Annotated in this window: 25 protein-coding genes, 1 other RNA gene and 1 pseudogene; 15 read left to right on the top strand and 12 right to left on the bottom strand. The window is 58.7% G+C overall.

All coding sequences use genetic code 11. From position 1 onward, the window contains the following. Positions 1 to 298: pseudogene (locus VSS37_RS02495) on the bottom strand (leucine-rich repeat domain-containing protein); the annotation flags it as partial. A 426-nt stretch (positions 299 to 724) separates the two neighbouring features. On the opposite strand from VSS37_RS02495, the gene VSS37_RS02490 reads away from it, so the two are divergent. Genes VSS37_RS02490 through VSS37_RS02465 form a run of 6 tightly spaced genes read left to right on the top strand, consistent with a single transcriptional unit; the run spans position 725 to position 5,995 of the window. Then, a complete protein-coding gene (locus VSS37_RS02490; RefSeq protein ID WP_324693047.1) occupies positions 725 to 2,185 on the top strand; it encodes a 2-hydroxymuconic semialdehyde dehydrogenase in 1,461 nt (486 codons plus the stop codon). Positions 2,186 to 2,194: 9 nt separating this feature from the next. Continuing rightward, positions 2,195 to 2,989: a 2-oxopent-4-enoate hydratase gene (gene dmpE / locus VSS37_RS02485; protein ID WP_324693046.1), complete on the top strand. Its 795-nt coding sequence runs from the start codon at positions 2,195 to 2,197 to the stop codon at positions 2,987 to 2,989. A 25-nt stretch (positions 2,990 to 3,014) separates the two neighbouring features. Next, complete coding sequence (locus tag VSS37_RS02480) at positions 3,015 to 3,896, top strand: acetaldehyde dehydrogenase (acetylating) (RefSeq protein ID WP_324693045.1); 882 nt, start codon at positions 3,015 to 3,017, stop codon at positions 3,894 to 3,896. A gap of 15 nt (positions 3,897 to 3,911) precedes the next feature. Then, entirely contained in the window at positions 3,912 to 4,943 is a 1,032-nt protein-coding gene (gene dmpG, locus VSS37_RS02475; RefSeq protein ID WP_324693043.1) for a 4-hydroxy-2-oxovalerate aldolase, read from the top strand. A 1-nt stretch (position 4,944) separates the two neighbouring features. Beyond that, on the top strand, positions 4,945 to 5,736 hold the full coding sequence (gene dmpH, locus VSS37_RS02470) for a 2-oxo-3-hexenedioate decarboxylase (protein WP_324693042.1): 792 nt from the start codon (positions 4,945 to 4,947) through the stop codon (positions 5,734 to 5,736). A gap of 58 nt (positions 5,737 to 5,794) precedes the next feature. Further along, positions 5,795 to 5,995 carry a tautomerase family protein gene (locus VSS37_RS02465; RefSeq protein ID WP_324693041.1) on the top strand — a complete coding sequence of 67 codons (201 nt, stop codon included), beginning with the start codon at positions 5,795 to 5,797 and terminating at the stop codon, positions 5,993 to 5,995. Positions 5,996 to 6,081: 86 nt separating this feature from the next. On the opposite strand, the gene VSS37_RS02460 is transcribed toward VSS37_RS02465, so the two are convergent. Genes VSS37_RS02460 through VSS37_RS02445 form a run of 4 tightly spaced genes read right to left on the bottom strand, consistent with a single transcriptional unit; the run spans position 6,082 to position 10,906 of the window. After that, positions 6,082 to 7,704: an AAA family ATPase gene (locus tag VSS37_RS02460; RefSeq protein ID WP_324693040.1), complete on the bottom strand. Its 1,623-nt coding sequence runs from the start codon at positions 7,702 to 7,704 to the stop codon at positions 6,082 to 6,084. Positions 7,705 to 7,755: 51 nt separating this feature from the next. Further along, positions 7,756 to 9,105 (bottom strand): MATE family efflux transporter, encoded by a 1,350-nt coding sequence (locus VSS37_RS02455; RefSeq protein WP_324693039.1) that lies wholly within the window; start codon positions 9,103 to 9,105, stop codon positions 7,756 to 7,758. Between the two features lie 9 nt (positions 9,106 to 9,114). Beyond that, positions 9,115 to 9,909: an aldolase/citrate lyase family protein gene (locus VSS37_RS02450; protein ID WP_324693038.1), complete on the bottom strand. Its 795-nt coding sequence runs from the start codon at positions 9,907 to 9,909 to the stop codon at positions 9,115 to 9,117. A 37-nt stretch (positions 9,910 to 9,946) separates the two neighbouring features. After that, a complete protein-coding gene (locus VSS37_RS02445; RefSeq protein WP_324693037.1) occupies positions 9,947 to 10,906 on the bottom strand; it encodes a DnaJ C-terminal domain-containing protein in 960 nt (319 codons plus the stop codon). Positions 10,907 to 11,104: 198 nt separating this feature from the next. On the opposite strand from VSS37_RS02445, the gene VSS37_RS02440 reads away from it, so the two are divergent. Further along, the gene (locus VSS37_RS02440) at positions 11,105 to 11,794 is read left to right on the top strand and encodes an iron-containing redox enzyme family protein (RefSeq protein ID WP_324693036.1); all 690 of its coding nucleotides are present in this window, start codon (positions 11,105 to 11,107) and stop codon (positions 11,792 to 11,794) included. Between the two features lie 61 nt (positions 11,795 to 11,855). Here VSS37_RS02440 and VSS37_RS02435 read toward each other — a convergent pair whose 3' ends face one another. Both VSS37_RS02435 and VSS37_RS02430 read right to left on the bottom strand, forming a co-directional pair. Continuing rightward, a complete protein-coding gene (locus VSS37_RS02435; protein ID WP_324693035.1) occupies positions 11,856 to 12,164 on the bottom strand; it encodes a hypothetical protein in 309 nt (102 codons plus the stop codon). 26 nt (positions 12,165 to 12,190) lie between these two features. Beyond that, complete coding sequence (locus VSS37_RS02430; RefSeq protein ID WP_324693034.1) at positions 12,191 to 12,562, bottom strand: hypothetical protein; 372 nt, start codon at positions 12,560 to 12,562, stop codon at positions 12,191 to 12,193. 139 nt (positions 12,563 to 12,701) lie between these two features. Between VSS37_RS02430 and VSS37_RS02425 the strand changes: the two genes are divergently transcribed. The 3 genes from VSS37_RS02425 (at position 12,702) to VSS37_RS02415 (ending at position 15,877) form a co-directional block, all read left to right on the top strand. Then, positions 12,702 to 13,331, top strand: a complete 630-nt coding sequence (locus VSS37_RS02425) for a response regulator (protein WP_324693033.1) — start codon at positions 12,702 to 12,704, stop codon at positions 13,329 to 13,331. Next, a complete protein-coding gene (locus VSS37_RS02420; RefSeq protein WP_324693032.1) occupies positions 13,328 to 15,124 on the top strand; it encodes a sensor histidine kinase in 1,797 nt (598 codons plus the stop codon). Before VSS37_RS02425 ends, VSS37_RS02420 begins: the two co-directional genes overlap by 4 nt. A gap of 138 nt (positions 15,125 to 15,262) precedes the next feature. Continuing rightward, positions 15,263 to 15,877, top strand: coding sequence for a lytic transglycosylase domain-containing protein (locus VSS37_RS02415; protein ID WP_324693031.1), 615 nt, complete (start codon positions 15,263 to 15,265; stop codon positions 15,875 to 15,877). 53 nt (positions 15,878 to 15,930) lie between these two features. Here VSS37_RS02415 and VSS37_RS02410 read toward each other — a convergent pair whose 3' ends face one another. Beyond that, a complete protein-coding gene (locus VSS37_RS02410) occupies positions 15,931 to 16,569 on the bottom strand; it encodes a 2OG-Fe(II) oxygenase (protein WP_324693029.1) in 639 nt (212 codons plus the stop codon). Between the two features lie 5 nt (positions 16,570 to 16,574). Beyond that, on the bottom strand, positions 16,575 to 17,789 hold the full coding sequence (gene ubiH / locus VSS37_RS02405; RefSeq protein WP_324693028.1) for a 2-octaprenyl-6-methoxyphenyl hydroxylase: 1,215 nt from the start codon (positions 17,787 to 17,789) through the stop codon (positions 16,575 to 16,577). A gap of 265 nt (positions 17,790 to 18,054) precedes the next feature. On the opposite strand from ubiH, the gene VSS37_RS02400 reads away from it, so the two are divergent. Next, on the top strand, positions 18,055 to 19,911 hold the full coding sequence (locus VSS37_RS02400) for a gluzincin family metallopeptidase (RefSeq protein ID WP_324693027.1): 1,857 nt from the start codon (positions 18,055 to 18,057) through the stop codon (positions 19,909 to 19,911). Between the two features lie 3 nt (positions 19,912 to 19,914). Here the strand turns inward: VSS37_RS02400 and pepP are convergent, their stop codons facing one another. Then, positions 19,915 to 21,294, bottom strand: coding sequence for a Xaa-Pro aminopeptidase (gene pepP / locus VSS37_RS02395; protein WP_324693026.1), 1,380 nt, complete (start codon positions 21,292 to 21,294; stop codon positions 19,915 to 19,917). A 9-nt stretch (positions 21,295 to 21,303) separates the two neighbouring features. Next, the gene (locus VSS37_RS02390) at positions 21,304 to 21,858 is read right to left on the bottom strand and encodes a UPF0149 family protein (RefSeq protein ID WP_324693025.1); all 555 of its coding nucleotides are present in this window, start codon (positions 21,856 to 21,858) and stop codon (positions 21,304 to 21,306) included. Positions 21,859 to 21,933: 75 nt separating this feature from the next. Here VSS37_RS02390 and VSS37_RS02385 point away from each other — a divergent pair, with 75 nt between their 5' ends. The 4 genes from VSS37_RS02385 (at position 21,934) to VSS37_RS02370 (ending at position 23,274) form a co-directional block, all read left to right on the top strand. Further along, positions 21,934 to 22,167: a hypothetical protein gene (locus tag VSS37_RS02385; protein ID WP_324693024.1), complete on the top strand. Its 234-nt coding sequence runs from the start codon at positions 21,934 to 21,936 to the stop codon at positions 22,165 to 22,167. Between the two features lie 5 nt (positions 22,168 to 22,172). Next, positions 22,173 to 22,472 carry a cell division protein ZapA gene (locus VSS37_RS02380; protein ID WP_324693022.1) on the top strand — a complete coding sequence of 100 codons (300 nt, stop codon included), beginning with the start codon at positions 22,173 to 22,175 and terminating at the stop codon, positions 22,470 to 22,472. Between the two features lie 56 nt (positions 22,473 to 22,528). Beyond that, positions 22,529 to 22,709, top strand: a non-coding RNA gene (gene ssrS, locus VSS37_RS02375) — 6S RNA. A gap of 88 nt (positions 22,710 to 22,797) precedes the next feature. After that, positions 22,798 to 23,274: a DsrE family protein gene (locus VSS37_RS02370; RefSeq protein ID WP_324693021.1), complete on the top strand. Its 477-nt coding sequence runs from the start codon at positions 22,798 to 22,800 to the stop codon at positions 23,272 to 23,274. A 52-nt stretch (positions 23,275 to 23,326) separates the two neighbouring features. On the opposite strand, the gene VSS37_RS02365 is transcribed toward VSS37_RS02370, so the two are convergent. Then, positions 23,327 to 23,728 (bottom strand): hypothetical protein (locus VSS37_RS02365; RefSeq protein WP_324693020.1); only part of this gene is annotated, 402 nt, incomplete at its 5' end.

The following is a 23,728-nucleotide window of genomic DNA, read 5'->3' as shown; positions in this document are numbered from 1 at the left end:
TAAGCGATTGCAACGCTGGCAAGCCGCTCAGCGGCGACAGGTCGCTGATCTGGTTCAGCGTACAGTCAAAGGCTGTCAGTGCGGTGAGTTGCCTAATGGCGGCAGGGATTTCCCGGATATTTCCCTTTTTCCAATTTTTCTTATTCCCCGACACATCCAGCTTTTCCAGCCAGGTCAACTCAAACACCGCTTCCGGTATTTCTGCCAATCCGAGCTTGCTCAAATCCAGTTCGGTCGAGCGGGTACGGCGGCACTCTTCAATGCGTTGCTGTGCAATTTCCAGTGGGGTCATTGACATGGCTAGTCAGGCATAAGTAACAATAGAGCAGATAGTAGCCGGAATGCTGAAGACGGGCAAATGAGTGACGCGCCCCTCTTGCCCCCTTCACCCCTTGCGGGGGAAGGGCTGGGGATGGGGGGTTAGCTCGATCTTGAGTTTGCTGTCAGGAGCCAGCTTGCCCTGAATGATGTCTTCACGCAGTTGCGCGTAGACGTAATCCGCCATGGTCTTGGGGCTTCGGCAGGTTGCAGCAGGATACTCATGGGCGATTTACCAGCATTAAAAGGTCGGAAAAATGCAGTATATCAACTTCCTATATTTTACCCTGACTCCATACGATTTTGTCTTTGTCATGTATTTCTAAAAATATCGATAATTTCTTTAATTATCGACAATGTTGCAGTATGCTTGACGCTTCCATACGCAAGGAGAGGAAATCCGGCAATGCAAGAGATCAAGCATTTCATTAATGGTGAATTTGTCGGTTCAGCGTCCGGCAAAACCTTCGCCAACATCAACCCGGCCACCAACCAGCAAATCGGCGTGGTGCACGAAGCCGGGCAAGCCGAAGTCGACCAGGCTGTCGCCGCCGCCCAAGCAGCGCTGAAAGGCCCGTGGGGCAAAATGCCGGTGGCCGAGCGCATGGCGCTGCTGCACAAGGTCGCCGACGGCATCAACGCCCGCTTCGACGAATTCCTGGAAGCCGAATGCCTGGATACCGGCAAGCCGAAATCACTGGCTTCACACATCGACATTCCACGCGGCGCCGCCAATTTCAAGGTGTTTGCCGACGCCTACAAAAGCGTGCCGACCGAAAGCTTCATGCTGGATACCCCAGACGGCAAAGGCGCACTCAACTATTCCATCCGCAAACCGAAAGGCGTCATCGCCGTAGTCAGCCCGTGGAACCTGCCACTGCTGCTGATGACCTGGAAAGTCGGCCCAGCGCTGGCGTGCGGCAATACCGTCATCGTCAAGCCTTCCGAAGAGACCCCGCGCACCACCACCCTGCTGGGCGAAGTGATGAATGCAGCCGGTATCCCCAAAGGCGTGTTCAATGTGGTGCATGGTTTCGGCCCGAACTCGGCAGGCGCATTCCTGACCAGCCACCCCGACATCAACGGCATCACCTTCACTGGCGAGACCCGCACGGGCGCGGCCATTGTGAAAGCCAGCGCCGACCACATCCGGCACGTTTCCTTCGAACTGGGCGGCAAAAACCCGGCGGTCGTGTTCGCGGACTGCGACATGGACAAGGCCATCGAAGGCACCCTGCGTTCCGTGTTCGCCAACTGCGGCCAAGTCTGCCTCGGCACCGAACGTGTGTATGTGGAACGGCCAATTTTCGACGAATTCCTCGCCCGTTTGAAAGCAGGCGCCGAAGGCATGCAACTGGGTGCCTGGGATGATGAATGCACCAGCATGGGCCCGCTGATCAGCAAGGAACACAAGGAAAAAGTCCTGTCCTACTACGCCAAAGCGGTTGAAGAAGGCGCAAACGTCATCACTGGCGGCGGCGTCCCTGAGATGCCGGGCGCACTGGCCGAAGGCAACTGGGTGCAACCCACCATCTGGACTGGCCTGCCGGAAACCGCCACGGTCGTCAAAGACGAAATCTTCGGCCCTTGCTGCCACGTACAACCGTTCGATTCCGAAGAAGAAGTGATCGGATGGGCCAACGACACCAAATACGGTCTGGCCGCAGCAGTATGGACGGAAAACACCTCCCGCGCCCACCGCGTTGCCGCACAGCTCGACGCCGGTATCGTCTGGGTGAATTCCTGGTTCCTGCGTGACCTGCGTACCCCTTTCGGCGGCATGAAAAACTCCGGTATCGGTCGTGAAGGCGGCGTGCATTCGCTGGAATTCTATACCGAACTGAAAAACATCTGCGTCAAGCTGTAAGGGGCCGTCATGTTACCAGCAGAACAAATCCAAACCTTTGCGGACGAGCTGTACCACGCCCTGCGTCATCAGGAAATGCTCGACCCGCTGACCTCGCGTGCGCCAGACATCACCATTGAAGACGCTTACGCGATTTCTTCCAGCCTGCTGCAAAAGCGCATCGAGCTGGATGGCGAGAAAGTCATCGGCAAGAAAATCGGTGTGACCAGCAAGGCCGTGCAAAACATGCTCGGCGTCGGCCAGCCTGACTTCGGCTACCTGACCGATGCCATGGTAGTGGATGAAAGCGAATCACTTTCCCTGACCACCAAAATGATCCAGCCGCGTGCCGAAGGCGAGATTGCTTTCGTCCTGAAACACGATCTGATCGGCCCTGGTGTGACTGCCTCCGACGTGCTGCGCGCCACCGATTTCGTGGTGCCGTGCTTTGAGATCGTCGATTCCCGCATCCGCGACTGGAAGATCAAGATTCAGGATACCGTGGCTGACAACGCTTCCTGCGGCTATTTCCTGCTCGGCGCGCAAGCAGCTGACCCGCGCAAGCTCGACCTTTCCACCGTCGGCATGGTGGTGGAACTCAACGGCCAGGTGGTTTCCACCGGCGCGGGTGCGGCAGCGCTGGGTTCCTCCCCCATCAGCTGCGTGGTGTGGCTGGCGAATACACTCGGCAAGTTTGGCGTGCCACTGAAGGCAGGCGAAGTGATCCTGTCCGGTTCACTGGTGCCATTGCAGCCAGTCAAGGCAGGCGATTACATGAGTGTGAGTATTGGCGGGATCGGGCGTACTGTGGTGCGTTTTTCCTGAGTTTGGCTAGGAAGGAAGACAATATATGAAGATCAAATGTGCATTGATCGGTCCCGGCAATATCGGCACCGACCTGTTATACAAATTACTGCGCAGCGAAGTACTGGAACCGGTATGGATGGTTGGTATTGACCCGACCTCCGAAGGTCTGGCGCGCGCCGAGAAAATGGGCCTGAAAACCACTCACGAAGGTGTGGATGGCCTGATTCCTCACATTGAAGCAGACGGCATCAAGATTGCGTTTGACGCGACTTCTGCCTATGCGCATGCGGAAACCTCCCGCAAGCTGACCGAGAAAGGTGTGAAAGTCATCGACCTGACGCCAGCGGCTATCGGCCCGTTCTGCGTTCCACCCGTCAACCTTCAGGATCACCTGAACAAGGGCGAAGAGAACGTCAATATGGTGACTTGCGGCGGTCAGGCGACCATTCCAATGGTTTACGCCGTCAGCCGCGTACAGCCAGTACGTTACGGTGAAATCGTCGCTACTGTGGCTTCCAAATCCGCAGGCCCCGGCACTCGTAAAAATATCGATGAGTTCACCGAAACCACTTCCCACGCCGTGGTCAAAGTCGGCGGCGCGAAAAAAGGCAAAGCCATCATCATCCTCAACCCGGCGGAACCACCCTTGATGATGCGTGACACCATTCACTGCATTACCGAGGAAGAGCCGCAACGTGATGCGATCATCGAATCTGTCAAGGCGATGGAAGCCGAAGTACAGAAATACGTACCTGGCTACCGCGTCAAGGAAGGCCCGATCTTCGATGGCAATCGTGTCAGCGTATTTGCCGAAGTGCGTGGCCGTGGCGATTACCTGCCGGAATACGCCGGTAACCTCGACATTATGACGGCTGCTGCGGCACGTACCGCCGAAATGTTCGCCGAACAGATGCTGAAAGCTTAAAGGAGGGAGTGAACCATGAATCTGAAAGGTAAAAAAATCCGTCTGCACGACATGTCCTTGCGCGACGGGATGCACTCCATCCGTCACCAGTTCACACTGGAAAACATGCAGGATCTCTCCCAGGCGCTCGACAAGGCCAAGGTTTCCCTGATCGAAGTCACTCACGGTGATGGTCTGGCGGGTTCTTCCGTTAACTACGGTTTCGGCCTGCACACCGACAAGGAATACCTGGAAGCGGTGATTCCGCACCTGCAACACTCACAGGTTTCCATCCTGATGCTGCCCGGCATCGGCACTATCGAAGACCTGAAAATGGTCGAAGACCTGGGTGTGAAAACCGTGCGCGTGGCGACTCACTGTACTGAGGCGGACGTTTCCGAACAGCACATCAAATACGCGGCCAAACAGGGTTTCGACACCGTCGGCTTCCTGATGATGAGCCACATGGTCAAGCCGGAAAAAATCCTGGAACAGGCCAAACTGATGCATGGCTACGGTGCCAACTGCCTGTACATGACGGATTCCGCCGGACACATGCTGCCGGAAGACGTGAAGGAAAAAATCGGCATCCTGCGTGATTACTTCCCGGCTGAAATCGAAATCGGTTTCCACGGTCATCACAATCTGGCCATGGGTGTCGCCAACTCGCTGGCGGCGGTGGAAGCGGGTGCCAACCGTATTGACGGTTCCGTAGCCGGTTTCGGCGCAGGCGCTGGCAATACCCCGCTGGAAGTGTTCGCTGCTGTCTGCGAAATGTACGGCGTGGAAACCGGCGTCGACCTGAGCGCGCTGATGAACGCTGCCGAAGATGTTGCTGTGCCGATCATGGGCAACGACCATCTGCCACGCATCAACCGCAACGCACTGACATTGGGTTATGCCGGGGTATACTCCTCCTTCCTGCTGCATGCCAAACGTGCGGAAGAACGTCACGGCGTTCCGGCGCGTGAAATCCTGCTGGAACTGGGCCGTCGCGGTGTTATCGGCGGCCAGGAAGACATGATCGAAGACGTGGCGCTGGAAATGCTGCGCAAGCGTGGAGGCTGAGATGAGCACACTGAGCAGATCCAAAATCGCTGAGCTGGCGGAACATCTGGAAAACGCTGAATTGCAGGCGTTCGATGTCACCAAGATCACCGACGACTACCCGGACATGGACTGGGAAGACGCCTACGACATCCAGTGGGAAATCCGCCGCCGCAAGGAAGCGCGTGGCACCAAGGTGATCGGCCTGAAAATGGGCCTGACTTCCTACGCCAAGATGAAGCAAATGGGTGTGGAAACGCCGATCTATGCGTTCCTGGCCGATTACTTCAATGTGCCGGATGGCGGCGCGGTGAAAATCGACGAACTGGTTCACCCCAAGGTGGAAGCCGAAATCGCCATTATCACCAACAAGCCGTTGCGTGGCCCAGGCTGCACCGTGGCGCATGTGCTGGCGGCGACCGAAGCCGTGTTGCCTGCGGTGGAAGTGATTGACTCGCGCTACCGTGATTTCAAATTCGACCTCAAGAGCGTGGTGGCGGATAACGCCTCCTCCGCCCGTTTCGTCACTGGCGGCAACGTCAAACGTGCCGAAGAGGTCGATATGAAAACCCTCGGCGTGGTGATGGAAATCAACGGCGAAGTGGTCGCCACCGGTGCAGGCGCGGCAGTGCTGGGGCATCCGGCGGCCAGTGTCGCCATGCTGGCCAATATGCTGGCGGAACGCGGCGAAGAAATCCCGGCGGGCACCTTCATTATGACGGGTGGCATTACCGCCGCAGTCGGCGTGAAAGCGGGCGATAGCGTGTGCGTGCGCTATCAGGATTTGGGTTCTGTCAGCCTAACGATTGTGTGACTACCCTCACACCCCCTTTCCCGTTCAACGGGGGAGGGGTCATTTGGAGTGAGAAACTATGCCATTAATTCAAGCGACCATTATCGCGGGACGTACTCAAGCGCAGAAAGACGCTTTCTTTGAGAAAGTGACAGCAGTTGCAGTGGAAACCCTAGGCGTGAAGCCGGAACAGGTGCGCGTTGTCATCAACGAAGTGCCTGCCGAACACTGGGCCATCGGCGGCATCAGCAAAGCCGTGCTGGATGCGCGCAAGACCTAAGCAGATCAAAACCGCCTGACTTGCGAAGGAAACCGGGGCAAATCTGCTCCGGTTTTTTTCTGTCGGCCAATCTTGTCAGTCAGCAATCACATCCCCCATACACCGATAGCGCGACCCTGATGATTTTCCTGCTGTTGACGGATTTTGTCATCCCAGGCGATGCCAGAGCGGCGATCAAAAACAATCAGGTGCGCTTCATCCGCACCGCACTGGTCAGCGTAACCGGCGGTTTGCCCCAGCCCTTCCGTAACGGTTGCCTCCCACGACTTATAGAGAATCTTCAGCTCCAACACGATGCGTTGCACCTTGCCGTAAAATCCTTGTTCCTCATCCAGTGGCCATTCGATGAACAGGTCAGTGCGCTTGCGCCCCAGCCCGTATTCGCGGTTGATGCGCCCACCACCGTTGATAATGCGTTGCAGGAAAGCTTGCATCAGCAATTGCGGCCCGGCTTCCTTGTAATCGAAGCGTTCGATCCAGGCGTCAGCGTTTTCGCGGAAGAACTGCTGGAAAGCGGCTAGCAGCTTGGGCATGTCCAGCCGCCGTTGCGGGGTGAGGTACCAGACCTGCTCGTGGGCGATGGAGATTTGTTTCGTCCAGGTGAGTTCGCGGGGAATCACTTCCTGATAGATACGGTTGGCGATGCGCATTTGCGGGCGGGCTTCGATCAGGCCGAGATCCGCCACGTACTCCACATCATCCAGCGCCAACGTTTCCTGGCTGCTTTCCCCGGCCAGCAAGGCGCTGATGACGCCATGCACACGGGCTTCCCGCAATTTGTCCGACAGTTGCGACAAGTGCGTGGTGCGTGATTGGATCAGGCGCTCGCGGGCAGCGTGGTAACGCTCCAGGGTAATCGGCGTTGCGCGGTCGCGGGCGCTTTTGTCTTCCCAGGTCATTTCATGCCCCAGCGCATTCACCAGCCACGGTTGCCCACGGGTGTCTTCCCACAATTCCGGGAATATGGCCGCATCAAAGGTCTGCCCGGTGTCCTGTGTATGCTGGGCGTACAGGGTAGCAATTTCATCCTTGCGGAAGCTGCCCATGACCAGGGATTTGGCCTTGATATTGAAGGCGCTGCCGCCAGTGATGATTTCATTGTGGCGGGTGTGGATACGGTAATCACGCACGTCACGCACCCCGCAGAGGATTACGCTGTGAATAAAGGGTATGCCAGGGCGGCCAATGTAGCCTTCACGCAGTTGCCGCAGCAGCGAGATCAGGGTGTCGCCGACCAATGCGTCAACCTCATCGATCATGAGCACAATGGGCTTGTCTGATGCCTGCGCCCAACGACTGAGCAGCTCTCGCAAAGTGGCGTGTTCACCCAACACAGGCCACAGTTCATCCCGCCATTTCTGTAGGCGTGAATCCCGCAAGCGTGCTTCTGCCCCGTAGGTCAGGCTGCCGATAATGGCCTTCATCCCCGCTGCGACATCGTCGCGTGCCGACTGCGCCGACTCCACATTCATGTAGAGCGCGGTGTATTCGCCCGACTGGTTGAGCACATCCATCATCACCAGCAGGGTGGATGTCTTGCCGGTCTGGCGCGGCGCGTGCAGTACGAAGAACTTTTTCGCGGCGATCAGGAACCGGACTTCCTCCCAGTCCAACCGGGTCATCGGGTCGATAGCGTAATGTTCTTCTGGGTGGACGGGGCCGGTGGTGTTGAAGTGTCGTCGCATGGCGGTCGCTCGCGGGTTGCTCATGCTGGCAGTATAGCAGCTTTGCTCGGAATCCCTTTTAAGCCAGGTTTTGCTTCATCCATTATGGGTTTGAAACAACCTACCGAGCAACACACCCAGGAATACCCCGCGCAGGCTTAAAAAAGCCAGCAGGCAGGCCCACAAGGCATGGTTTCCCCACACCGGTGTCGTCAGCCAGACCAACACCACATAGACCAGCACCGCCAGCGCCACCGTATTGCGCATGTCGCGGGTGCGGGTCATGCCGATAAAGATGCCATCCAGTTGATAGCTCCACACCGCCAGCAACGGGGCTGCAACAACCCAAACCAGGTATTCCCCGGCAACCTGCGCCACCTCCTGAATATCGGTCAGCAGGCGAATGATCCCCGACCCGGCCAGCCAGTACAGCAAGCTGATGCCCGCCGCCATCATGAAGGCGAGCAAGGCGCTGCTGGCGATCGCCTGCTTCCAGGCGCGCCGGTCGTTGCCGCCATAGGCGCTTCCCACCAAGGCTTCCGCCGCATGGGCAAAACCGTCCAGCCCGTAGGCGATCATTTGCAGCATCTGCAACAGGATAGCGTTGGCCGCCAACACCACCGTGCCAAACGCCGCGCCTTGCGAGGTGAAAAAGAAGAATGCCGAGGTCAGCAACAAGGTGCGCACAAACAGGTCGGCATTGACCTGAAACAAGGTGCGGATGGCGGTTTTATCCCCTACCTGCTCCCATAAGTCGCAGGCGGAACCCGCCGCCATCCCCCACGCCGTGCGCAACACTGGCCGCAACAGGTACAGCCCGGTCATGGCGGCCAGGCATTCCCCCAACACAGAGGCCAGCGCCACGCCTGCCACCGTCATCCCCAGCCCCAGCACGAACAGCAGATCCAGCAGCATATTGCTGATGTTCAGCGCCAGTTGCGTCAGCAAGGCGGCGCGCATCCGCTGCAAGCCGATCAGGGTTCCCAGCAGCACGTAGTTGATGAAGGTGAAGGGCGCGCCCCAGACACGGATGAAAAAGTATTGCCGCGCCAGCCCAGTGACTTCCTCACTGGCACCCATCAGGTAAAAGGCGAGCTTGCCCAGCGGCCATTGCAGCAGGATCACCAGCGCGCCCAGCAGCACCGCCATCCCCAGTGCGCGCAACACCGCCAGCGCCACTTCCGGCTGGCTGTTTTTTCCGGATGCCTGGGCGACAAAGCCGGTCGTGCCCATCCGCAGGAAACCGAAAACCCAGAACACGCTGCTGAAAATGATCGCACCAACCGCGACGGCGGCCATGAACCCGGCTTCCGGCAGCCGCCCCATAACGGCAGTATCGACCATCCCCACCAGCGGCACCGACAGGTTGGAAAGGATCACTGGCCACGCCAGATGAAAGACCCGCCGCAACCAGGCTGATTGCGTGTCCGGCAAATTGTCATTCATGCGCAGGCGTCAATAGCTGCCGGGAACGGTCTGGACATCGCCCTTATACTCACCCAGCAGATCGCTGGTCGCCTTGGCCAGCAGCAAGGCGTCAACCCCGACCGCGACAAAATTGGCGCCCGCATCCATATAGCGCTGGTTGAGGGCTTTGTCACTGCACAGCACACCGCCTGCCAGACCTTTGGCCTGCACTTTCTGTAAGCCGCCGAGAATGAGGTCGACGATAGCCGGGTGGCTGGATTCGCCCTTCAAACCGTAGGACGCCGCCAGATCCGCCGCGCCAAAGAAAATGCCGTCGATACAGGACACTTCCAGGATGGCGTCCAGGTTTTCCATGCCGGTTTTGGTTTCGACCTGGATCAGCAGGCACATCTGCCCGTCGGCTTCCGCCATGTAATCGCTGACGCGGCCCCAGCGGGAAGCGCGCGCCAACGCACTGCCAACCCCACGAATGCCATGCGGCGGGTAACGCATCGCCTGCACCAGCATCCTGGCTTGTTCCGCCGTTTCCACCATCGGGATCAGCAGGGTTTGCACCCCGGTTTCCAGCAACTGCTTGATCAGCACATGGTCGCCTTGCGGCGGGCGCACCACCGGCTGCGAGGCATACGGCGCTATTGCCTGCAATTGGGCGAGGATGCTGCGCAAATCATTGGGGCCGTGTTCGGCGTCGATCAGCAGCCAGTCAAAACCTGCCCCGGCGCAAATTTCTGCCGAGAAGGTTTCCGCCAACCCCAACCACAGGCCGAACTGCACCTGTCTGGCTTGCAATGCATGTTTGAAATGGTTCTTGGGCATGTCCATGGTAAAGCTATCCGTTCAGTTGATCACACAAACCTCATTATCTCACCCCCAATTTAACACGCGGATTGAAATCCTGGTGGGCCTGCCGCAGGGCTTCGTAGTGTTTCTTGTCTTCTTCACTGAGCCTGTCTGGCGTCACAATCGCCAGCGTCACGTAGAAATCGCCTGGCGTCTGCCCCGGTATGCCGCGCCCTTTCAGCCGCATGCGTTTGCCGCTGGACGAACCGGCAGGGATTTTCAGATCCACCACACCGAGCGGGGTGGGAACCTGCACCTTGCCGCCCAACGCCGCCTCCCACGGGGCAATGGGCAATTCCAGCGACACGTCGCGCCCTTCCACCTGATACAGCGAATGCGGGTTGAAGGCGATTTCCAGATACAGGTCGCCCGCCGCGCCGCCGCCAACACCGGGGTCGCCTTGCCCCTGCAATCGGATATGCTGGCCTGCGCGCACGCCTTTGGGGATTTTTACCTGGATGCTGCGTTCGTGCGCCTGCGGGCGGCCATCCGGCCCGACCCCGGCGGAACGCAGGTTGAGGCTGCGGGTTGCACCCTGATAAGCGTCTTCCAGATCGATGAAGACTTTGGCGTGGCTGTCCTCCCCACGCGCCTGCCAGGCGGCCCCTCCGGCGGAACGCCCGCCGCCGCGCTGGAAACCGCCGCGCCCGAACAGGCTTTCGAAGAAGTCGCTGAAATCATCCGCAGCGGTATGGCCACCACCATGGAACTCAAAACCGGTGCCCCAGTCCGGCGGCGGCTGGAAGCCTTCCTGCCCGGCTTTCCAGTCAGCCCCCAACTGGTCGTAGGCGGTGCGTTTTTCCGGGTCTTTCAGCACTTCGTAGGCTTCGCCGAGTTCCTTGAAACGGGTTTCGGCGTCCTTCTCCTGGCTGACGTCCGGGTGGTATTTGTGCGCCAGCTTGCGGTAGGCGCGCTTGATGTCGTCCTGTGAAGCGTCTTTGGCGACGCCCAGTATCTGGTAATAATCCTTGTATTCCACTGTTGTCGCTCTCGTGTGGTTAAACTCTATGGGTTGACAGTGGGGTAATTTTTCCGGATTTCAAAAATGGATGGGGGTTTGCCAATACAGGTCAAGTTTTGCGGATTCCCATCGTATATCAGCAGGAACTTATGGATAATTCGAACCTGTCCACCATCCTTGATACATTGCCGCCATTACGAGTTTGGAGCCACGAAGATGAATGCACCCGCTTACCTGCAGGAACTCAAAGACCGCGTCAACGCGCACCCGTTCCTGCGCCACCCCTTCCTGCAACGGATGTCCACACAGCCACTCAGCTTTGAGCAGGCGCGCACCTTCGCGTTGCTGTATTACCCGCATATCCTGCGCACCCGCCTGTATCAGGCCAACGCGCTGGGCGTGACGCCGGACGAACGCATCCAGGCGGTGCTGGCGGCAATCCTGTACGACGAATACGGCAACGGCGACCCGTCGAAATCGCACATGGAGGTTTACCGCAAGCTGTTGCGGGCGCTGGATTTCACGGAAGAAGAAATGGCGAATGCGCCGATCACGCCCGAGCAGCAAGGCTACATCGACACCATGATGCGCCTGACCCAGGGAACCGATTGGCTGGCGGCGGTCGGCGTGGCCGGGATCGCCGGGGAATGGCCGATCCCACCCTATTACCGCATGTTGCTGCAAGGCATGCGCACCGTGCCAGGGTTGGATGATGACGCGCTGGAGCTGTTCATCGGCCATATCGAACTCGACATCCACCATTCCCGCATCGTGGAGGAAGCCATCATGCCGCATGTCGAAACCCAACAAGGGCAGGCATCGCTGTGGCGGGGGATTGAGCTGAACCTCAATGCGCGGCTGGTGCAGTTGAACGGCTTGCAGCGGGAAGTGTTCGCCGCCGGTTAACAACAACAAGGCCAGCTGATGGCTGGCCTTGCCGTTTTTGCCCCCATTCTGGCTGCCGGAATTATGCGACTTCCGCCATCACCAGCACATCCACCCGGCCTTCATAGCGGTCATCGATATTGCCGGAACTGTCCCGCAGCAGGTAGTCCACCCGCACAAACACAGTGCGGTCGGTGATGCGCTCAATGCGGGCGTCGATTTTTTCCCTGAACACATGATGGTCGCCATCGGTGAACCGGATGTCAAAACCGTTCAGGGCCACATCGGCGCGGCGCACCGCACTGTTGAACACAACCGCCCCCTGTTCGCTCTGTTCCCGTCCTTTGGTAGGATCGAAAGTGACCGTTGTCCGGCGAAAATCAATTGCCATGATAATACTCTCCCCATTTTAGTGAATCAGCCAATGGCAAGCTTCGCTGGCGCGGCCCATTCGTTAGCCCATGCCGCCGCCCGCAAAGTTTTCCGTTTCAGGACGGAAACCGTGCGGCTTACGTCCTGATTAAGCATTCTGCCGCAAATGCCGATGGCGGATAATTGCCTGTTCACGGTAAATTCAAGCTTGGGACATCCCCAGCTAACGGGATAAAAATTATATTTATCAGTTGATTGCGTTGCACATAAAAATAACCGCTGCCAAGCAAAGCCCGCAGCGGCGAAACGCAGATGAAATGAAAGCGTCAGGGTTGCAACATCCCCAATCATATCTGCTGCAACCCCGACTTCCCGTCCCGGAGAGGAGAATCGAGCCGGAATGGGGCCATTATTCACCCGGCGGCCCTTCCGCAACAGCCCATGAACAGGGTAATTTATTTCGCCCTATCCCCAGAACTAGGTAGCCATTCCGGTCAGGCGTAAAATTAGCCTTACTGCTAAACTCAACCCACGCCCCCTGATTACGAGCATGGACATGAGCAAACTGACCCGAGTCATCATTGTGGAAGACGACCCCGAAGTCCTCCAGCGTTTCACCAGCATGATTGTCGCCAGCCCCCATTTCCAGCTGGTTGTCGCCTGCGACACTGTTGCCGACGCCAGCAAAGCGCTGGACAATTTCCAGGCCGATGTCCTGCTGACTGACCTTGGCCTGCCCGACGGCAATGGGCTGGATCTGATCCGGCAGGCTTACCAGACCTATCCGGCAATGCACATCATGGTCATCAGCGCCTTTGGCGATGAGAAACATGTGATCAACGCGATTGAGGCAGGCGCAACCGGCTACATCCTCAAGGATGACGACCATGCCGAAGTGGAAAGCGCCATCCTGCAAATGTGCGCGGGCGGTTCCCCGATCAGCCCGGCGGTCGCCAGCCATCTGCTGAAGCGGCTACGCCCGGAAACGGACAGCGCCAACCTGACCAAAACGGAGCTGGAAGTGCTGCAACTGATCGCCAAAGGCTTTACCGCGCAAGAAGCCGCCAACATGAAATACATCTCCTACCATACGGCCACGTCCCACATCAAAAACATCTACCGCAAGCTGCACATCAGCACCCGCGCCGAAGCGGTGCAGGAAGCCATCCGGAGGCGGCTGGTGTGAATTTCCGCCGCCTGTTGCGCGTTTTCGGGTGGCTGCCGCTGTATTTGCTGGGCCTGTACCTGCTGGCCCAGCAACTTGACCAACTGGACTTTGCCCCCGCCGAGCGCTGGAAAGTGGAGCTGACAGGGGAACCAAGCGGCCTTGTTTACACCGCCCGCCTGCCCCCCACCATCGGTGAAATCCAGGAACCGGCCTTGCTGGTGCTGAATGTGCAGCAAAATGTCGCGGTGTATTACGCCAATGGCACCCAGGCAGGCGGCGAAGGCAGCATGCAAACGCCGGTCTCGCGCAACAAGCACCGGCCATTGCTGTTCCGGCTGTATGACCAAGCTGCACTGCGCCCCGGCGAGTTGCTCACCTTCAGGGTCGCCACCACCAGCACCCACCGGGCCTATCTGCAAAATGTCTACCTCGGCCCGGTGGCGGAACTGAAACAATCCTTTGAACGCAATGACCTGTGGCGGCAGGAAACCGTCAAGGCGGTGGTCGCCATCCTGCTGCTGACCGCCTTGCTGATCGGCAGCATGTGGGTCGTCTATCCGCGCCGGAAGGAATACCTTTGGTACGCCATCAGCACTTCGCTGTGGGCGGCGCACAGCAGCAACCTGCTGGCGCGCGACATTCCCATCGATGACGCAATATGGGCGGGCATCGTGCCCTTGCTGATTGGTTTGAGCATGGTTTCGCTGATCACCATGGTTTACTACTACGTCGGCCTCAACAAACACCGATCCCGCCCCTACGGGCGTTGGCTGCGCCATTTATGGCTGGCCACGTTGGTTCTGGCCGTCCCGCTGTTTTTTCCCCTCAACACCGGCGAGGTCAGCTACACCCTGATCTGGGAAGCCTACCTGAGCCTGGTTTTCAGCCTGGTGCTGGCCTATCTGCTGTGGCTGTACGGGCGGGAGCAAAACACCCGCCGCCTGCTGATGCTCCTGTGCGGCTTCGCCATGCTGACGTTTGGCGTGCATGACGCCATTGTCGCCCAGACCAAATACTCCACCAGCCCGTTCCTGTTGCATTTCGCCGCCCTGCTGACCCTGATGGCGCAATATTTCCTGTTGGTCAGACGTTTTATCTACAGCCTCAGGCAAAGCCAGTATTACGCCACCCACCTGGAAACGCTGGTGGCGGAGCGTGAACAGGAGCTGGAGCAGCGTTACCAACAAATCCACGTCATGGAGCAGGAAAAAGCCAAGGCGGATGAGCGCGAACGCATTATGCGCGACATCCACGACGGTTTCGGCGGGCATCTGGTTTCCACCCTCGCCATGCTGGAGCGCCCCGACGTTAGCCTCCTTGCGGTCAAGGCCAATATCCAGGACGCCCTCGGCGACCTAAGGCTGGTGATTGATTCGCTGGATTTTGATTCGCAGGACATCACCACCGCACTGGGCATGTTCCGCAGCCGCACTATGCGCAAGATCAAACAAGCCGGGTTCGACCTGCGCTGGGGGATTGAGGACATCGCCACCCCTACGGGTTTCGGCGCGGAAAAAATCTTGCAACTGCTGCGCATCGTGCAGGAGGCCGTCACCAACAGCCTCAAACACAGCGGCGGCAACAGCATCACCATCAGCACCGGAACCGACGCCAATGGCCGCAGTTTCATCCAGATTGCCGACAATGGCGACGGCATCCCCGCCAGCTATCAGGCGGGCAAGGGGCTGGCCAGCATGCGCAAACGGGCGGGGAAAATCGGCGCGGACATTGACATTTGCAACCTTCCGGCAGGTTCCGGCGCGCAGGTGCGCATCACCTTACCGACGGATAATCCAGCGCTTGCCTGCTGATGCAACCGCACCAAGGAATGCCCGCCCAAAGGTATCAAACACGTTATAATCCAGCCATAAGCTTGTTAGAGAGAAAAATTATGGGCTAGAATGCGGGCAGTGTCAGTTTTTATAAGAGTAGTGTTTGTAAATTTGCCTATGAAGACAAGGAAAAGTATCGCGCAACTCGTTGCGACAGTTGTGTTATTGGGTGTGTCGGTCAGCAGTTTTGCAGGATCATGTGACCAGCAGCAGGCCGCCATCCTTCTCCAGAAAGCCGCGGCCTATAACGAGGCCATCACCTCCTCCGCCGTCCGTTACCGCCTCAACCCGGCATTGATCAAAGCCATCATCACCGCAGAAAGCTGTTTTCGGAACGACGCCCGCTCCAACAAGGGCGCGGCTGGCCTGATGCAGCTCATTCCCGCCACCGCCCGGCGGTTCGGCGTGAGTGACCGTTACGACCCGGCGGAAAACATTGAAGGCGGTGCCCGTTACTTGCGCTGGCTGCTGAACCGTTACGGCGGCAGCGTCCCCCATGCCGTCGCCGCCTACAACGCAGGCGAAGGCTGGGTAGACCAGTACGGTGCAGCAGTCCCGTTCCAGGAAACGGCTGTCTACACCCGCCGCGTATTCAATGCATACAACAAGCTGACAGGGAATGAGCGCAGGCCAGTGCAGGCAAAACCAATGCTGGTCGTGGCTCGCCCTGTGGCACCCGCCGCCGCCCCGGTCAAGGACGTCCGTTGGCAATGGGATGAATACGGGCATTAACCTGCCCTAAAAAAGCATCCCGACCACCCTCCGCCCCTGCGCACAGGGGCGGGTCAAAATGCGCTGCCCCGTGTGCGCAGCCAGCCGGTCACACTGAAGCGTTCGCGCAGCGCAGGCTTCACTTCGTGCCAAAAGGTTGGGCTGCGGAACAGCGCCAGCGTCCCGGCATGGGGAAAAATGTCAAGGTATTCCCCCTCATCCCCGCCATTGGTGTAAAGCCGCAACTGCCCGCCCTCGCTATCCCGCCAATTTTCATTCAGGTACAGCACTGCGGTCACCAGCCGTGCGCTGGTTCCCCGGAAATTATCCAGATGCCGCGTGTAGAAAGCCCCCGGCGGATACACAGCGAAATGCGCTTCAAATTCAAACAGCCCCAGATACAGCAAGCGGTTGAGGTTCTGGCGCAGACCCTCGACAAACGCCTGGTAATCCGCCAGTGCGCCTATTGTTGCAGGCTCCAGCCATTGCACCTGGTCGCCGCGCACCGCTTCATTGATGTTCAGCTCACGCCCACGGCCAACGCCAGCGGCATGGAACTTTCCAGCTTCCCATTGCACCTGAGCCTGGGCGCGCAGTTCGCGCACCTTATCCAGCGGCAAGAATCCGGGCAGCACGATCCAGCCCTGTTCCGCCAACGCATCGGCAACCTGCCCCGCATCAACATGCCCCAATGCTTCCACGCCTGTCGCCATGGCCGTCATTTCCTTAACCCCAGGCCACGCGCCAGCCGCGTCTGCTGTTGCCGCAGCCCCATGCCCTGACGCGCATTCCAGTGGCGTAATGGCGCAATCCGGTCAACCGCCAGCAAGCCCGCCGCCCGTGCATACGCCAAGGGCGCGAAACCGTTGGAAAACACCCGCACCAATGTGTCGGTGTAACGCACCACCGCTTGCTGGTCTGGCGCGCGCAAGGCCTGGTAACGCGCCAGCAACCCAGCCGCGCCGGGATCGCCGCCCGCCTGCTCCGCTTCCGCCAGCAATTCCGCCAGTTGCGCCACATCCCGCAGCCCCAGGTTCAAACCTTGCCCCGTCACCGGATGTAGGGCATGGGAAGCATTGCCGACCAACACCGCGTGCCCCGCTGTTTCCCGGACAGCTTTCTGCAACACCAACGGATAGGCGGCGCGCCGCCCCGCCTTGGTGAAAAGCCCCTGCCGGTAGCCAAACGCCTGCTGCAATTTGCTCAGGAACGCCTCATCATCCAGCGCCAACGTGCTCTCCACTGCTTCCGTGCGGTGCGTCCACACCAGCGAATAGCGCCCTTCCGTCAGCGGCAGCAGGGCCAGCGGGCCGTCGGGGGTAAAACGTTCATAGGCAGTATTGCGGTGCGGTTCGGATGTGGTGACATTGGCGATCAGGGCGGTCTGGTGATAGTCGCGGAGGGTGACATCAATCCCCAGCGATTCCCGCACGCCGGAATCGCGCCCGTCCGACACCACCAGCAGACGGGTTTCCAGCACATCCGTCACCCCGTTGTGTTCGATGCCCACCTGCGCCCGGTCAGGCAATTGTTCCACCGCGAACACTTTCGCCGGAACGAGCAGCTCAATCCCGCCCGTGGACAATTCCTCGTACAGCAACCGGCCCAGGACACGGCTTTCCACCACGTACCCCAGTGCAGGCGCGTTTTCCTCAACGGCCTCCAACCGGGCCGCGCCGAAACGCCCACGGTCAGAAATATGGATATGTCCGATGCTTTCCACCCCGGAACGCAGTTTGCCCCATACCCCCATGCCCTGATAAATGCGGCTGGAGCCATACGACAGCGCAATCGAGCGGTCATCATAGCTGGCTTGCTCCGCCGCCCCGAATGGGAAAGCTTCGACCAGGCCAACCTTCAGTTGCAACGGCTTGAGCGCCACCGCCAGGCTTGCGCCCACCATGCCACCGCCCACAATCAAGACATCAAACATCCTGTTTCTCCCAGCAAAATCATCCACGCATCCTTGGGCAAAGCCGACAACCTGTCAAGCATCGGGTCAACCCGATGAACTGCCTGCACTGTCCTGATGGGAAGCGCGGCTATACTGGCAAATCAAACAACCATGACGTTATCCCATCATTCCGGGCAGAGGGGCGCGGAATATATACCCAGATCAGGTGATTACCCGGCCAGCAGTTTACAGCGTAGGCTACAGGGCAATCCTTGTTCACACCAACCCAAACAGGAGCACCACTATGCAGAACAAACCCATGGGCATGTTATTACAAGACCCATCCTTACCCGAGCTGCGCCAAGACTACCAATTTCCGCTGGACACTGACCTGCTGGCAGGAACGGGCTCCAGCAAACTGACCGTGCGCGACGCTGACCTGGCCGACATGCCCTTGTACCAGGGGCTGGATTGGGCCAGTGCAGACCTGTCCTTCGACGCGCTCAACCAAAAGGGAAACTTCATCGACAACCCGCAGTTCCATCAGGTCAACGCTTTCGCCGTGGCGGCGCATACCCTGGATCAGGTCGAAGCCGCGATTGGCCGGGAAATGAAGTGGAAGCATGGCGGCCCGCTGGTCATCCGCCCGCACGCTTTCGCAGACGCCAACGCCTTTTACGACCCGTCAGCGCCGTCGCTCAATTTCGGGTCGTTCTCCTCGCCGTTCCGGCGTGCGCCAGTCTGGACTTGCCTGTCCCATGACATCGTGGCGCATGAATTCGGCCATGCCGTCCTTGACTCCTTCCGCCCGCTGTATGTGCATTCGGAAGAAGTCGACACCGGCGCGCTGCATGAATCCATTGGCGACCTGATGGCGATGTTCTCCGCCCTCAAGCACAAGCCGGTGGTGGAGCGGCTGTTCGCCGAATCCGGCGGCGATATGATGAACCCCAGCTTGGCCAGCGGTTTGGCGGAAGAATTCGGCATCGGCTTGTGGGGCGTCAGCTTCCCCTTCCTGCGTTCCGCCCTGAACGGCCCGAACTATGACGAAGCGCCGTGGGAAATTCACGACCGCTCAACGGTATGGACTGCCGCGATCTATGAAATTCTTGCCGGGTTGGTGGCGAAAACCTTGTCCCCATCGGTCAAGGAAGCCCTGGAAGCCGCACCGACCGCCAAAACTGCGCCCATCAAACGGGACATGATGCAACAAACCATCCAGCAGGCGCGCTCCCCGGCTTTCGAAGCGTATTACGCCCAGGCGGATGTCCGCAGCAATTTCGACACATTCTTCGACGCCATCGTCGCCGCCAGCGGGCGGGTCACCGGCATGATGCTGCGGGCATTGCAGGACATCCCGCCCACCGGCGTCACCCTGCTGACGCTGGCGCGGGTGCTGTATAACGCCGACGCGCGGTTGTTCCCGGACGACCCGGAACCGCGCGAACTGGCGAAAGAAGTGTTCCAGCGCCGGAAACTGTGGGTGGAGGAAATTGACCTGAACCCGCCTGGCATCGGTGCCAGTTTTGAAGAACCCGCCCATGGCAGCAATGCAGCCCTGATGCGGGCAGTCCATGAGCACGCCGACGCGCTGCGCATCCCCTTGAGCGAAGGCGCGCGCATCCTCAACCCACGCATCAGCACGGTGACGCGCACCATCAACGCCGGGAAGGAGCAACGCGGCATCGGCACCAAAACCGTCACCGAACGTTGCCTGTATTACACCTATGAACTGCTGCAAGACGCCTGCATCATCACCCCGGAAGGCGAAATCGTTATGGGCAAAGCCGCCATCTACAAAGGGGGGACGCTGGTCATGGACGAAAACTGGAACGACCTGCAACTGGCGACCGACCCTGACCTGCTGCCGGTTCCGGAAGAAGGCGAAGGCACCGGGGAACCAGGGGAACCTGTCGGCGTGCGGGCGATACGCAGGGCCAAACAACGTTTCATCAAGACCCACCGCCAGTCACTGCGCGCCTTCCGCGACGGCTTGGTGCGCCCGGACGGCACCCTGCCCAATGGCCAACCAGCCTTGCCATTCCGGGTGACGCGGCAGTCCAGCGGGGCGGGCATCCTGGTGCGCAACCGCTGCAACCTGAAAGACCACCTGCTGGGGGTGGCGGGCAAGCACGCCCACTTCCCGTTTGAACTGGATTGACCATCACGGATGGGGGGAAGTCATGCCCCCCCCCATCAACGCTTCAATATCCGCAACTTCCTTCACCACATCCCGGCTCAACACCTCGTTGCCGGTGGCGGTGACCAGCACATCGTCCTCAATGCGGATGCCGATATTCCACCATTTCGGGTCAACGCCTTCCGCTTCGGCAATGTACAGCCCCGGTTCCACCGTCAGCACCATGCCCGGTTGCAACAACCGCCAACCGTCATCGTCCGCACTGGTCTTGTAATCGCCCACGTCATGCACGTCCATGCCCAGCCAGTGGCCGGTCTTGTGCATGTAGAACTGGCGGTAAGCCTCCTCCTGCGGCTCCTCACCCTCAGCCACTTCCGGCTTGGCCAGCACTTCATCCAGTGTGCCGGAGAGGATGCCCAGCTCCAGCAAGCCTTGCGCCAACACCGTGACGGCGGCCTGGTGCGGATGGTTCCAGGTGTTGCCGGGAATGGCGGCGGCGATGGCGGCCTGTTGCGCATCCAGCACCACCTGGTACAGGGCGCGCTGTTCCGGGCTGAATTTGCCGCTGACCGGGAACGTGCGGGTGATGTCGCTGGCGTAACAGTCGTGTTCCGCCCCTGCATCAATCAATAGCAGGTCGCCGTCACGCAAGACCGCGCGGTTTTCAATGTAGTGCAGGATGCAGGCGTTCTTGCCGCCGCCGACAATGGAGGTGTAGGCGGGCTCCATCCCGTGCAGGCGGAATTCATGCAACAGCTCCGCCTCAATTTCGTATTCGTGGCGGCCCGGCTTGCACGCCTGCATGGCGCGGGTGTGGGCATGGGCGGAAGTTTGCGCGGCGTAACGCATCACCGCAATTTCCGCCGCCGATTTGAACAGGCGCATTTCGTGCAGGATGCGGTCAAGCATGACGATTGCATGCGGGGCGCGGACACCGGCGCGCGCCATAGCCCGCAAATGGTTGACCCACTGGATCATGCGTTGGTCAAATGTGCTGTTCACGCCCAGGTCGTAATGCACCTGATCACGCCCGGCCAGCAGTTCCGGCATCAGTTTGTTGAGGTCGCCAATCGGGTGGGCGTCATCGGCGCCATGCCAGTGTTTCGCCCCTTCCGTACCGGCACGGAGGCCAGTCCAGCGTTCTTCCTTTGCATTTTTCTCGCGGCAAAACAGCACGTATTCGCCCTGCTCCCGCCCCGGCGCGAACACCGCCACCGCTTCCGGTTCGTTGAAGCCGGTCAGGTAGTGGAAGTCGCTGTCCTGACGGAACGGGTATTCGGCGTCGCGGTTGCGCACTTTCAGGCTGCCGGATGGCACGATGGCGATGGAGTCCTTGCCCAGCTTGTCCAGCAGGCGGCGGCGGCGGGCGGCGTATTCTTCCATCGGTATGATTGGTCTTTGCATGTGTTTCCCCTAATGCACTTGCGGTGCCGCTTTCAACGGCTGCATTTCTTCATTCATCATCAACGCGCCGACCCGTAGGTATTCGATGATTTCAGCCAGCGCGGTTTCGGATTCTTCCGTATCGTCAAGGTCGAATTCGCCGGAAGCGCCGATTTTCACCACATCCTGCGCCCACTCGCGCGAATCCTTCGGCAGTTTGCGCATATCCTTGACCCCTGCCAGCGCCAAACCATAGCTGAAACCTTGGCACCAGTCCTGGACGGCTTCCAGCCGCGCGGCCAACGCCTCGTCATCGGGCAGGAACAGCTCGAACCCCATTTCCGGGTCGTTCAACTGCGCACGGGTGACAGCGAACAGTTGCCGCAACAGAGTGCGCGCTTCCTGCACATAAAAGTCCTGCGCATCGCCGTCCAGCACTTCAGCCAGCCATGCGTCCTCACGGGCGACCTGGCTCACCACCAGCATCCCACAACACAGGCCGTGAATCTCCGCGCTGGCAATGTCCACGTCCGCCCGCCCTAACGCCCGTTCCAGCGCCAAATAATCCGGCAGTTTGTCACTCAAAACACAATCCTCTGTTACAAAAACACAATTATGAGATGATTGACCTACTTTCGCACTCTTTACTACCATTGTCACATGAACACACAAACTCCTGATTTGACACTACAACAGCAGCTTACCGCCATTGAGGAGCGCCTGGAGCGCCTGCTCGGTTTGGTGGAAAAACTGGCTATTGAAAACAGTGATCTGAAAAAGCAGGAGAAATCCCTCGTGCGGGAATGTCAGGAATTGCGCCTACGTAATGAGAAAGCTGGCAACCAGCTTGAAACCATGATTCACCGCTTAAAAAGCCAGCCAACCGGGGCGTAAACCACATGGATAAAAACATACAGCCCGTCAATGTGCGCATCATGGACAAGGACTACATGGTCGCCTGCCCGATAGGCGAACAGGAAGCCCTGCTCGCCACCGCCAAACGGGTGGACAAGGAAATGCGCCGCATCCGCGACAGCGGCAAGGTGGTAGGAACCGACCGCATCGCGGTGATAGTGGCGCTCAATCTGGCGCACGAGCTGATGCACAGCAAACCTGACACCAGCGACACGGAAACGCTTGAGCAATTGCAAAAGCTTCAGCAACGCCTGGATAGTGTGCTGGAGAGGCATAAATCCTAAGCGTTTGTCAATTCTTCCCCCCGCCAGCTAATTGTAATAGTATAGGAATCAAGGACACACAACTGGGGAATCCGTGAGGGGATGGGTATAATCCTTGAGCCTAATTTCTTACCCCGGGAGTGGTTATCGTAGCTTGGTGAGCATGACCGCAAGACGGTAAGCCTGAAAACTACAGACCGCACCCACTTGAACCCCTGGTTCAAGGTCGAAGTCTTCCACGATTTTTTGGGGTGTGTCCCGCTTTCTTTTCCTTTCCCCTGCCCCGTTTTTCCCTAACGCTGTTTGCGCCTCCCTGCTATAGTTCGACGAGGAGGAGGAATCACGCATGTCAAAGATCAATTACCTGTCCACGGCTGTGTTGGCGCTCGTCATTTTGTGCTGCTCCAGTTATTTGTCCGTGAGTGGCGCCACCACAGTGACCGGGGAAAGCAAAACCAGCGAACCACAGACCCACCACCGGCTAGTCATCCAGGCCAATAAGGCCGATACGGATGAACAAGACCATATTTTGTCCAACATCGTCAACCTGCAAAAATTCTACGGAATGGACAATATCGAAATCGAGGTTGTCGCTTATGGCCCTGGCATCTGGCTGGTGACGGACAAAAGCAAGTTTGTCAGCCGGGTGCAAAGCCTGATGCTGCAAAACGTGGCGTTTACCGCTTGTGGCAACACCCTCGACACCATTGAAGCCAGCACCGGCACACGCCCGACCTTATTGGACGATGTCGAAACCACTCCAGCAGGAATCGCACGGATCATCGAACGGCAGGAACAAGGCTGGAGTTACCTGAGCCCGTAAGTTCCCACCCCCCCCGCCGAATCCATCTGGACACATGACGCCGGATGTGTGGTCACGCACCTCCGCAGGAATGCCAGTCAGGCGTACCGGAAAAAGTCTTGTGGTTCTTGTAATTGGTGATGGAATAGCCCTTGCCGCGATCATCGCCGGGCGGGCAGTCTTTCGGCACACTGGCCAGGCATACCTTCACCTTGTCGCCCTTGGCGAAGTCTTTGGTGTTGAACATATATTTGTCCGCATTATCCTTGTCAGACAGGCCGTCAACGGACACAACAAAAAAGCCGACATGGTGTTTCATGATGACGAACACTTCACCGCCCGCTTCGCCAGGAGTGGCACCCTCAAAACGGGTGGTTTTCTCATCGATGACCAGATCGGTGCAGGCCTTCAGCTTTTGCGGCAAATAAACCATGCGGTTCAGGTCAAAGAGACGGTAGTTGTATTGCTCCTTAAT

The organism is Candidatus Thiothrix phosphatis (assembly GCF_035668035.1).
In the GTDB taxonomy this organism is placed as follows: domain Bacteria; phylum Pseudomonadota; class Gammaproteobacteria; order Thiotrichales; family Thiotrichaceae; genus Thiothrix; species Thiothrix phosphatis.
The sequence above is the reverse complement of the archived record's forward strand: the minus strand, read 5'-3'. Positions and strand labels throughout refer to the sequence as shown.

Coding starts and splice junctions, on each gene's coding strand:
- VSS37_RS02435 (WP_324693035.1), bottom strand. CDS start 12,164: ATGGCAATTGATTTTCGCCGGACAACGGTCACTTTCGATCCTACCAAA.
- dmpE (WP_324693046.1), top strand. CDS start 2,195: ATGTTACCAGCAGAACAAATCCAAACCTTTGCGGACGAGCTGTACCAC.
- VSS37_RS02480 (WP_324693045.1), top strand. CDS start 3,015: ATGAAGATCAAATGTGCATTGATCGGTCCCGGCAATATCGGCACCGAC.
- VSS37_RS02410 (WP_324693029.1), bottom strand. CDS start 16,569: ATGGCGACAGGCGTGGAAGCATTGGGGCATGTTGATGCGGGGCAGGTT.
- VSS37_RS02415 (WP_324693031.1), top strand. CDS start 15,263: ATGAAGACAAGGAAAAGTATCGCGCAACTCGTTGCGACAGTTGTGTTA.
- VSS37_RS02460 (WP_324693040.1), bottom strand. CDS start 7,704: ATGAGCAACCCGCGAGCGACCGCCATGCGACGACACTTCAACACCACC.
- ubiH (WP_324693028.1), bottom strand. CDS start 17,789: ATGTTTGATGTCTTGATTGTGGGCGGTGGCATGGTGGGCGCAAGCCTG.
- VSS37_RS02465 (WP_324693041.1), top strand. CDS start 5,795: ATGCCATTAATTCAAGCGACCATTATCGCGGGACGTACTCAAGCGCAG.
- VSS37_RS02380 (WP_324693022.1), top strand. CDS start 22,173: ATGGATAAAAACATACAGCCCGTCAATGTGCGCATCATGGACAAGGAC.
- VSS37_RS02400 (WP_324693027.1), top strand. CDS start 18,055: ATGCAGAACAAACCCATGGGCATGTTATTACAAGACCCATCCTTACCC.
- VSS37_RS02385 (WP_324693024.1), top strand. CDS start 21,934: ATGAACACACAAACTCCTGATTTGACACTACAACAGCAGCTTACCGCC.
- VSS37_RS02490 (WP_324693047.1), top strand. CDS start 725: ATGCAAGAGATCAAGCATTTCATTAATGGTGAATTTGTCGGTTCAGCG.
- VSS37_RS02440 (WP_324693036.1), top strand. CDS start 11,105: ATGAATGCACCCGCTTACCTGCAGGAACTCAAAGACCGCGTCAACGCG.
- VSS37_RS02455 (WP_324693039.1), bottom strand. CDS start 9,105: ATGAATGACAATTTGCCGGACACGCAATCAGCCTGGTTGCGGCGGGTC.
- dmpG (WP_324693043.1), top strand. CDS start 3,912: ATGAATCTGAAAGGTAAAAAAATCCGTCTGCACGACATGTCCTTGCGC.
- pepP (WP_324693026.1), bottom strand. CDS start 21,294: ATGCAAAGACCAATCATACCGATGGAAGAATACGCCGCCCGCCGCCGC.
- VSS37_RS02370 (WP_324693021.1), top strand. CDS start 22,798: ATGTCAAAGATCAATTACCTGTCCACGGCTGTGTTGGCGCTCGTCATT.
- VSS37_RS02450 (WP_324693038.1), bottom strand. CDS start 9,909: ATGGACATGCCCAAGAACCATTTCAAACATGCATTGCAAGCCAGACAG.
- dmpH (WP_324693042.1), top strand. CDS start 4,945: ATGAGCACACTGAGCAGATCCAAAATCGCTGAGCTGGCGGAACATCTG.
- VSS37_RS02425 (WP_324693033.1), top strand. CDS start 12,702: ATGAGCAAACTGACCCGAGTCATCATTGTGGAAGACGACCCCGAAGTC.